We start from the raw sequence: 9760 nt of genomic DNA, 5'->3' as shown, positions 1-9760 counted from the left end.
TGCCCCCACCGAGGACCTGCCCCCCCTGCCTCAGATGCCCGCCGGGGATAGTCTAAAATGGCGGGGCACCCCCTCCATCGAGGACTATGACCTGCGGGAGTACCGACCCGGGGACCCCCTGCGGTCCATCCACTGGAAGCTCTCCTCCAAGCACGACAGCCTGGTGGTGCGGGAGCCGGTGAAAACCGGCCTGCCTCAGGCTGCGGTCATCGTGGACCTGTTTGGAGACGGGGACCGCCTGGACCAGGTGCTGGGCCGTCTGTGGACGGTCTCTCAGGCCCTGCTGGGGCGGGAGATTCCCCACACCATTGTGTGGATGGACCGGGACCAGGTCCAGCGGCAGGAAGCGGTGGCCTCTCAGGCCCAGCTCCTGGCCGCCATGGCCGATCTGCTCTCCTGTCCCGCTCCCACCCAGCCCCCCACCGTTCCCCTGGACCTGTCCCGCCTGGGACAAGCGCCCCGGGTGCACGTCACCCTTGGAGAGGAGGATGCCCCATGAGTCGCGAACCCCTGGGCAAAGTTCCCTCTGTGCGGCAGCCCGCTCCCCCCACGCCCCTGTCCCTGACGGCGGGGGTGTTGGTGCAGGTGTTGCTGCTCTTCTCCATCCTCCGGTTTTCCCTTGTGGTCTACCAATTTCCCACAGACTTCACCCCCGTGCTGGTGATGGGCCTGCTGGGGGTGGCGGTGTCCACCGTGATCTGGGCCCTGCCCCGACACCGGGAGGGCCTGGTGCTCCTGACCTTAGGGCTGACCGGAGCGATGCTGCTCTACAACCAAGCCCTGTTTGTCTACGGGGCCCAGTCCTGTTGGGAGGCCCTCACCGATTTCTGGACAGAGAACACCTATTTCTCCGTGTCCTATACCCTGCCCTACACCCTGCCCGATTCCCAGCACCAGGCCGCCACCCAAATCTTTTTGGGCGCTGTCTTTGCCCTGCTGGCGCTGCCTCTGGGCTGGGCCATCCACCGCCTGCGGGCCTTCTGGCTCACCTTCGCCCTCACCCTGCCCTGGCTTCTGCCCGCCTTTCTGGCCGAGGTGGAATTGGACTGGTCTGCCATGTTGGTCATCTGCGCCGGTTGGGCCGCCCTGCTGCTGTCCAGCCTGGCCGCCCGACGGGACCCCAGCGGAGGCGCCCGCATCACCCTGGTAACCTTGCCTGTGTCCCTGGCGTTGATTTGGCTAATCCTCCTCCTCTTCCCCTTCCAGCAGTACACCCAGCCCACTTGGGCCGTGTACCTCCAGGAGCAGCTCAAGGGCCTGGACTGGTTCCCCTCGGAGGAAACCCTGGGCGGCGGGCCATCCAGCCCCGATGCGGGACAAAATGCCCCCCGAATGGACTTCTACACCGCCGGCCCCCGCAGCTACACCGGGCGGGCCATGCTGGAGGTGTCCTCCTCCCAGCCCGGCACCATGTATTTGCGGGGAGAGGTGTACCGGGACTACTCCTCCCAGGCCTGGACGGGGGTGGAACCCAATTCCACAGATAATCTATCCAATTACAATCCAATATTGGGAACCAGCCCGGTCTCGGCTACCATCACCTACCTCACCTCTCCCAGGTCCATGGTCTATCTGCCCTACCAGACCACCGTAGTGGAGGACAAGCAGGTATTCTGGGATTCTCCTTTGGTTTTCCCCCAGGCCCAACAGAGCTATGACGTGGGATACATCCCCCTGGACGACTCTCCCTCCAGCCAGGGTAACATCCCCACCCTATCCGAGCAGGAAGAGGTCTACAGTGCCTATCTGGAGGTGCCGGAGGAGATCTCCGGCGAGCTCTTGACCTGGTACACTCAGGCCATGGAGGAATTGGAAAACAGCGGCGAGCCCATCCGGGCGGATGCCACGGGAGAATATGCTGGTGAGCTGAACACCGCTTCCATCATCGCCCAGCTGCTGGAGCGCAACGCCACCTATGACCTGCGTACCCCCCGCACCCCCTCCGAGGAGGACTTTGTCACCTACTTTTTGGAGGAGAGCCATCGGGGCTACTGCGTTCACTTTGCCTCGGCGGCCACCCTGCTGCTGCGCACCCAGGGCATTCCCGCCCGGTATGTCAGCGGATATGTCACCACCATCCCCTCCTCTTCCCTGGACCAGAATACGAGGGAATACACCACCCGTGTGGTGGACTCCAATGCCCACGCCTGGGTGGAGATCTACCTGTACGGATACGGCTGGTATCCGGTGGAGGTGACCCCTACCTCCACGGGAGACACCCCGAACCAGAGCCAGGCCCCTGTGGCCTCCACGGCTCCCTCTGCCGCACCCACTGCTACCCCAGCCCCCGCCACACCGACCCCCACTCCTACCGTGGCCCCGGAGACTCCGGACCAGAGCGGCATCCAGATAAGTCTGGACTGGCTGGTGTGGGCGGTGCCTGTTGTGGTATTGGCGGCGGGGCTGTGGTTGACCCGTCGGCTCCGGTACCGACTCTGGCGCAAGATGGGCCAGGACAAGGACACCAACGCCGCTGTGCTCAAGGTCTACCGCTGGTTTGGACTGCTGGAGCGGTTGGGCGGCAAGGCTGGGGCTGAGACCGAGGACCTGGCCCGCAAGGCCCGATTCAGCCAGCACACCCTCACGCAGCAGGAGCGCAGCCTGGTGCTGGGCCAGTTCCGGGACGAAGTGACGCGGCTCAGGCAGTCCGCCTCCATTTGGAAGCGCTGGCTGCTGTGGCTGCTCTTCCCTGTGGGGACAGGGAGAAGAGCCCGATAACTAAACCCCTTTTGAATGATAAAACCCACAGATTAACATGGAGGTGACCAGATGGATCGAATCATAGGCGGTATCATCGTTGCTTTGCTGTTTTGCGGCATCGGCTTTTTGTTTGCCAGAATCGGATACTGCTTTTTCCGGGACCGAAGCCGCCAGAAGCACCGTTGCCTGGCTCGGACCCGAGGGACTATTGTGGGCATACAGCGCATGCCCATCAAAACAAGCCGACGGCGTCGGATGTGTTATTTCCCGGTCTATGAGTACACCGTAAACGGCCAGGTCCTGCGGGTGGAATTGCAATTTGGCACCACACGTTGTCTCTATCACATCGGCGATGGGGTGAACGTGCGCTACGATGCCAGTCAGCCGGATTGCAGCTATCTGGAGGGCTACCAAGAAGACCACACCTCTGCCATGGGCTGTTTGATTGCGGGAGTCCTGTCCATGGTATGCGGAGTGTTTGTGCTGGCTATGGTGTGCTTGGTCTGATGCTGTATCTCACGCCCCCGCCTGGAAGCTTCTAAAACGCCAAAATGGCCTGTTGCAGCGTGATTACGCCGCAACAGGCCATTTTTGTTCAAGAATTTGTTACACCAGCACGGAAACATGGTTTACTCTCTGTGTATGGCATAGACGTACCACTGCCAGCCGTGCTCCGGGTCCGGCTGAACTTCCTCCAGCTCCATCCCCAACTTCTCCATGAGAGCCACCGATTTCACTCCATCAATGGTCTCGGAAAAGACCTTTTTTGCCCCCAGAGTATCAAACGCGTACTCGATCACAGCGTGGCAGGCCTCAAAGGCGTAGCCTTGCCGCCAAATCTGCCGGTTAAAAAACCAGCCCAGCTCGTACTCTCCCGGCTGGATTTGGCTAAACAGGATGTAGCCGATCACTTTGTTTGTCTCCACGTGCACCGCCGCCACGCCGCCGCCTCTTTCAATGCAAAAGGAAGCCAGAAACTGCTTGGTCTTCTCCAGGTCGTAGGGTGGCTCGGAATACTCCATGGTCTTGGCATCGCCTAAAATCTCCTGCAAGTCGGCGGCATCCTCCGGCACAAAACTGCGGATGGTCAGCCGTGGTGTGTCCAAATGCATGTCTCTAGGTCCTTTCTCTGGGAATCAAAATGCCTTTCATATACTGGGAACGGTTGTGGAACTCCTCAATCAGTTCTTTTTCCTGCTGGGTACATCCAATCAGGATTTTCATCTCCGAATCCCGCTTCCAGGCATCCACCACGCACACAATGGCGTCCACGGTGTGCTCCGGCGCCGTTCCCACCCATACGTCAATCCCCTCTCCGTCCATGGAGGTGGTGTTCTGCAAATATCCATAGTCCACCGGATAGATGGTATCGGGAAATTTGGGGTGCGCCGAACCGTTCGGGCGATCAATGACCACGTCCGATTGACGCACCAACTCCTCTAACATGGTCCAAAATTCTTGATTCATAGGGTATCTCCGCCTCTTTCTCTTCTCTGGTACTCCTCCACCAACCGGGGCTGTATCTCCGGATAGGTCCACCGGGTGGGCAGCTGGTCCAACAGCAGCACCCGCTCCATCTCGCTGTGCAGCTGACCCTGGAAGGTCTCGATTTCAGCGGCATACAACATTCCAAAGCACTCTTCTCCCGACTCATTGACCCGATTTTTCCCAATCACCGAGTATACACACACCGGGTGTATGGAAAACGCCGCCGCTCCCGTCTCCTCCTGTAATTCTCTTCGGGCGGCCTCCAGAATGCTCTCCCCCGGTTCCCGGTGTCCGCCGGGCAGCTCATAGGTGTCCCGCTCCCGGTGCTTGCAGAACACCCACTTGCCCCTGTGCCGTGCCACAATCACCGCAAAGCGCAGCCGTTTGTCGTCTACTTGCTCGTAAAAATTCACTTGCATCCCGGTCACCTCCCATGTTCGTTGTTCGTTATTGTATCAAAGCATTCCCCTTCCGGCAAGGCCATGCTGTGTCCCGGGAATTTCATAACAACTTTCCCTAAACCCATACCAAATGACGCCCAGCCGCCGGTGCGGCTGGGCATTTTTTCCCCTCTTCCCCGGTTCTATCCTAAAACCGGGAAATCCCCCCGGTGTGTCTTCGCTTTTTTGTACCATCAAATTCACGTTTTATTATTATCATTTGTGCAACTTGACTTGATTTATCCCCTCTGTATTTTCTCCACTCTTCTCAGAAAAACCGCCACATAACACGCTATGTTTTCATGCTTTACAGCATTTTTCACAGATAGATATTTTACTGAAAGGAAAAAACTAGTACAAATTTCACCCATTTTTTCTCATGTAACTTTCTCCCATCTCCCTTGACTTCCCAGAATTCCCCGGCTAATATGGACTCACATGGTACGAATTTGCCCATCTACGGATAATTTGTATGTTTTTTATTCCAAAACAGACAAATTTAAAAATTGGGCACAAGAGAGGGGGCCCGCCTATTCCATCTATACATCCCCGGCACTTCCACCAAATGAAAGGAGCGATGTATCAATGAAACGCAAAACCTGGACCCGGATTGGCACCTGGCTGGTCAGCGCCTCCATGCTGGTGGGCATGGTACCCACCTACGTGCTGGCGGCCCAGCTGCCCCAGGCAGAGCCCCGGGCCGACGAGGGCCTGGTCCTCCACTACGACTTTGAGTCTCTGAAGACCGGCACCATTGTCAACGACGTCAGCGGCAACGGCAAGAGCGGCGAGGTCATGCCCCGCGGCAGCGGCGTGGAAACCAAAGAAGTGGAAATCTTCGGCGAGACCCAGACCGCCATCGTGCTCCAGGGCGGCCAGCCCGGCACCGGCCACAACTATGTGGAGATGCCCGCCGGCGTGCTCAACGGCCTGGACTCCGTGACCATCAGCTGCTGGGTGTATGTCAACCAGTCCTCCGGCTACGCCCGCATCTGGGACATCGGCCACAACACCACCAGCTATATGTATCTGCTGGACTCCGGCTACAACACCGGACACACCGGCTACACCGCCGCCCTCACCAACAGCGGCTGGGGCAACGAGATGGGCCCTGAGAAGGGCACCGCTCTGGACACCGGCGTTTGGAAGCTCACCACCGTCACCTTTGACGGGGAGACCAACACCATGACTATGTACGAGGACGGCGCCCAGGTGGGCGACTCGGTGGTCACCAACGCCGACCTGTCCATTCTGGAGGGCTCCACCCAGAACTACATCGGCTACGGCCAGTTCGGCAACGACCTGCTCAACGGCATGGTGGCCGACTTCCGCATCTATGACTACGCCATGACCGAGGACGAAGTGGCCGCCATGTACAACATCCCCGACGACCAGCGGGTGGAGCGGGACTACAACGCCCTGACGCTGGGCGACACCTCCGCCCTCACCGACAACCTGGACCTGCCCACCACCGGCGTGGCTGGCAGCGCCATCACCTGGGAGACCTCCGATGCCGATGTCATCACCAACACCGGCGTGGTCACCCGTCCCCAGCCCGGTGAGGCCGACGCCACCGCCACCCTCACCGCCACCATCACCTCCGGCGACGTGAGCCGCACCAAGGAGTTCACCGTCACCGTCATCGCCCAGCCCACCGATGAGCAGCGGGTGAGCGCCGACGCCGACGCCATCAACCTGGGCAGCCTCTCCGCCGTGGTGGAGAATATCATTCTCCCCACCCGCGGCGCTCTGGACTCCACCATCACCTGGGAGAGCTCCAATGAGGAGTATCTGGCCAACGACGGCACCGTGACCCGCCCCGTGGGCGAGCCCGTCACCGTCACCCTCACCGCCACCATCTCCTATGGCTCCGCCCAGGAGACCCGCACCTTTGACGTGACCATCCTGCCCCTCTATGAGCGGCTGGACATCGTCAAGGCCGAGGCCGTGGACGTGACCACCTCCGTGGGCATCGTTCCCTCCCTCCCTGCCGTGGTGAAGGTCACCTATGAGGACTCCACCACCGGAATGGAAAAGGTGACCTGGCCCACCGGCCAGACCGGCGAGATGTACGCCACCGCCGGCACCCAGACCCTCACCGGCCACGTGGTGGACTCCACCGTGGAAGTCACCGCCACCATTACCGTGGAGGATCAGGACTATGTGGCCCCCGAGGCCCAGGCCTATCTGTTCTACCTGGATGACGTGTCTGTGGACGGCACCGACACCATGTTCGGGCAGAACATGGGCCGCACCCTGGAGTACTTGAAGATCATGGACGCCGACCGGATGCTCTACAACTTCCGCACCGCCTTCGGTCAGGACACCAAGGGCGCTCAGCCCCTCACCGGCTGGGAGGAGCCCTCCGGCCTGCTGCGCGGCCACTCCACCGGCCACTTCATGTCCGCCCTGGCCCAGGCCTACGCCTCCACCGGCGACGAGACCTACAAAGACAAGCTGGACTACATGGTCACCGAGATGCGCAAGCTCCAGGAGCTGTCCCAGGGCGTGCCCAGCGAGTTTGAGACCGCCTGCACTCCCACCAGCGCCGCTCAGGAGCTGTGGAGCAAGGACCCCTCCACCTGGGGCGAGGGCTTCCTCAGCGCCTACTCTCCCGACCAGTTCGCTCTGCTGGAGCAGTACACCCCCTACGCCACCATCTGGGCTCCCTACTACACCATGCACAAGCTGCTGGCTGGCTTCCTTGACAGCTACATCTACGCCGGCAACGAGACCGGCCTGGAAGTGGCCAAGGACTTGGGTCTGTGGGTGTATGACCGCCTGAGCGCCTGCACTCCCGAGCAGCGGGCCAAGATGTGGAGCATGTACATCGCCGGCGAGTACGGCGGCATGAACGAGTCCATGACCCGTCTGTACGAGCTCACCGGCGACCAGCGGTATCTGGAGACCGCCAAGATGTTCGACAACACCGACTTCTTTGACGGCCTGGCCGCTGGCGAGGACACCATCCAGGGCCGCCACGCCAACCAGCACATCCCCCAGATCGTGGGCGCCATCCACATGTACAACGCCACCGGCGACGACTACTACTATCGGGTAGCCGAGAACTTCTGGGAGCTGGTCACTTCCCGCTATGCCTACTCCATCGGCGGTGTGGGCACCGGCGAGCGCTTCCAGGACCCCTATGAGCAGGGCGCCAACATTCTGGGCAACGAGGGCCGGGGCGAGAACTGCGAGACCTGCGCCGCCTACAACATGCTCAAGCTCACCCGGGAGCTGTACCAGTACGACCCCGACAACGCCGCTTACATGGACTACTATGAGCGCACCGTCATCAACCAGATCCTGGCCTCTCAGAGCCACGACACCACCGAGTACATGCACAACGGCGTGACCTACATGCTGCCCATCGATCCCGGCCAGCGCCGTGACTTTGACAGCGACTACGGCGGATTCACCTGCTGCAACGGCACCGGTATGGAAAACCACGTCCAGTATCAGGCCGCCACCTACGCCAAGACCGACGACACCCTGTACGTCAACCTGTACATGCCCACCACCGTGGACTGGGCCGAGAAGGGCGTGAGCGTGTCCCAGGACACCCTCTTCCCCTCTGAGACCTCCACCCTTACCGTGTCCGGCTCCGGCACCTTCACCATGAAGCTCCGCGTGCCCTACTGGGCCACCGCCGGCTTCACCGTGTCCGTCAACGGGGACGTGGTCATCGACGGCGCCACTCCCAGCTCCTATGTGGCCATTGAGCGCACCTGGAACGACGGCGACGTGGTCACCGTGAACATGCCCTACACCGTGCACCTGGACAAGACCCCCGACACCGTGTACGGCGACGTGGTTGCCTCCCTGATGTATGGTCCCATGGTCATGGTGGCCAAGGACACCCGTGACACCTACGTGCCCATGAACTGGTACACCGTGTCCGCCAACGACAGCAACCTGGACCAGGTGGTGTCCATCGTGGAGCCCGCCGGCACCGGCGAGACCCCCCACCTGACCCTGGACGGGCTGGACTTCTACCCCATGTACGACGCCTATAACTACCGCTATCACGCCTATGTCAAGCTGCTGGAGACCAAGTCGGTCCTGAACACCCAGTGGCTGGAAGAGGCCGTGACCCTGGCCGAGGGCATCACCGAGGACACCTTCGTGGGTGAGGACTGGAACGCCTTCCAGACCGCTTTGCGTGACGCCAAGACCCTGCTTAATAACCTGGACGGCGTGACCCAGGAGCAGCTCTACAACGCCGAGGTGGCCCTGGAGACCGCCATGGGCGAGGGCGAGACTCCCGAGCCCACCCCCGAGGCCAATAAGACCCTGCTGCAAAAGACCTATGACTACGCCGTGACCCTGTCCACCGACGGTGTCACCGACACCGCCAAGAAGGCCTTTGAGACCGCGCTCACCAACGCCAAGACCGTTCTGGACAACACCGAGGCCACCCAGGCTGAGGTGGACGCCGCCTGGGACGCCCTGCTGGAGGGCATCTGGGGCCTGGGCCTGGTTCAGGGCGACAAGGACGAGCTGAACCTGCTCATCGCCAAGGCTGAGGCCATGGACGAGACCAAGTACGTGGCCGATGACTGGCCGCAGCTGGTGGACGCTCTGGCCAAGGCCAAGGACGTGGCCGCGGACGGCGACGCCATGGAAGAGGACGTGCAGCCCGCCGCCCAGGCTCTGCTGGACGCCATTCTGGCCCAGCGCTTCAAGGCAGACAAGTCCATCCTGGAGGACCTCATCGACCAGGCTGAGGGCATCAACCTGGAGGGTTACACCGCTGAGTCCGTAGCCACCTTCCGCTCTGCCCTGGCCGAGGCTCAGGCTGTGCTGGCTGACGCCACCCTGTCCGAGGACGACCAGGCCACCGTGGACAACGCCGTGGCCGCTCTCAGCGCCGCCATGGACGGCCTCACCGCCGGTGGCGCTCCCGAGACCAGCGACCAACCCCAGGCTTCCCAGAAGCCCGAGGCCACCGCCAAGCCCGAGAACGTGCCCCAGACCGGGGACCACAGCCAGATGCTGCTGTACGTGGCAGCTCTGGGCGGCGCTGCGGCCCTGATGGCCGGTATGGCTGCTGCAAAGCGCAAGGAACGCCAGGGTAAGTAATCGCTTCCCCTGTCCTCCATACACACACAAACCAAACCGGGACAAGCCCG

At 61.4% G+C, this 9760-nt stretch carries 7 protein-coding genes; 4 read left to right on the top strand and 3 right to left on the bottom strand.

Annotated elements, in window-relative coordinates; genetic code table 11:
- From B5F98_RS07335 to B5F98_RS07325, 3 genes are all read left to right on the top strand, one after another.
- Positions 1-499, top strand: a 499-nt coding sequence (locus B5F98_RS07335; protein WP_143482760.1) for a DUF58 domain-containing protein, incomplete at its 5' end; no start/stop codon positions are given.
- Positions 496-2718, top strand: a complete 2223-nt coding sequence (locus B5F98_RS07330) for a transglutaminase-like domain-containing protein (protein ID WP_087370958.1) — start codon at positions 496-498, stop codon at positions 2716-2718. The genes B5F98_RS07335 and B5F98_RS07330, both read left to right, overlap by 4 nt.
- A 51-nt stretch (positions 2719-2769) precedes the next feature.
- Positions 2770-3207, top strand: a complete 438-nt coding sequence (locus B5F98_RS07325; RefSeq protein WP_087370955.1) for a DUF3592 domain-containing protein — start codon at positions 2770-2772, stop codon at positions 3205-3207.
- A gap of 122 nt (positions 3208-3329) precedes the next feature.
- Here the strand turns inward: B5F98_RS07325 and B5F98_RS07320 are convergent, their stop codons facing one another.
- The 3 genes from B5F98_RS07320 to B5F98_RS07310 are packed head-to-tail and all read right to left on the bottom strand — an operon-like array spanning position 3330 to position 4607.
- Entirely contained in the window at positions 3330-3812 is a 483-nt protein-coding gene (locus B5F98_RS07320; protein WP_087370952.1) for a GNAT family N-acetyltransferase, read from the bottom strand.
- A gap of 4 nt (positions 3813-3816) precedes the next feature.
- Positions 3817-4167, bottom strand: a complete 351-nt coding sequence (locus tag B5F98_RS07315; RefSeq protein WP_087370949.1) for an inorganic pyrophosphatase — start codon at positions 4165-4167, stop codon at positions 3817-3819.
- The gene (locus B5F98_RS07310) at positions 4164-4607 is read right to left on the bottom strand and encodes an NUDIX domain-containing protein (RefSeq protein WP_087370946.1); all 444 of its coding nucleotides are present in this window, start codon (positions 4605-4607) and stop codon (positions 4164-4166) included. The genes B5F98_RS07315 and B5F98_RS07310 overlap by 4 nt, the downstream gene beginning before the upstream one ends.
- Before the next feature lie 606 nt (positions 4608-5213).
- Between B5F98_RS07310 and B5F98_RS07305 the strand changes: the two genes are divergently transcribed.
- Positions 5214-9710 carry a beta-L-arabinofuranosidase domain-containing protein gene (locus B5F98_RS07305; protein ID WP_158099813.1) on the top strand — a complete coding sequence of 1499 codons (4497 nt, stop codon included), beginning with the start codon at positions 5214-5216 and terminating at the stop codon, positions 9708-9710.
- The last annotated feature ends 50 nt before the right edge of the window (positions 9711-9760 follow it).

The sequence above is a fragment of the Pseudoflavonifractor sp. An44 genome (genome assembly GCF_002161675.1).
GTDB classification, from domain to species: domain Bacteria; phylum Bacillota; class Clostridia; order Oscillospirales; family Oscillospiraceae; genus Enterenecus; species Enterenecus faecium.
Note: the sequence above shows the minus strand (reverse complement) of the source record. Positions and strands in the feature narration are given on the sequence as shown.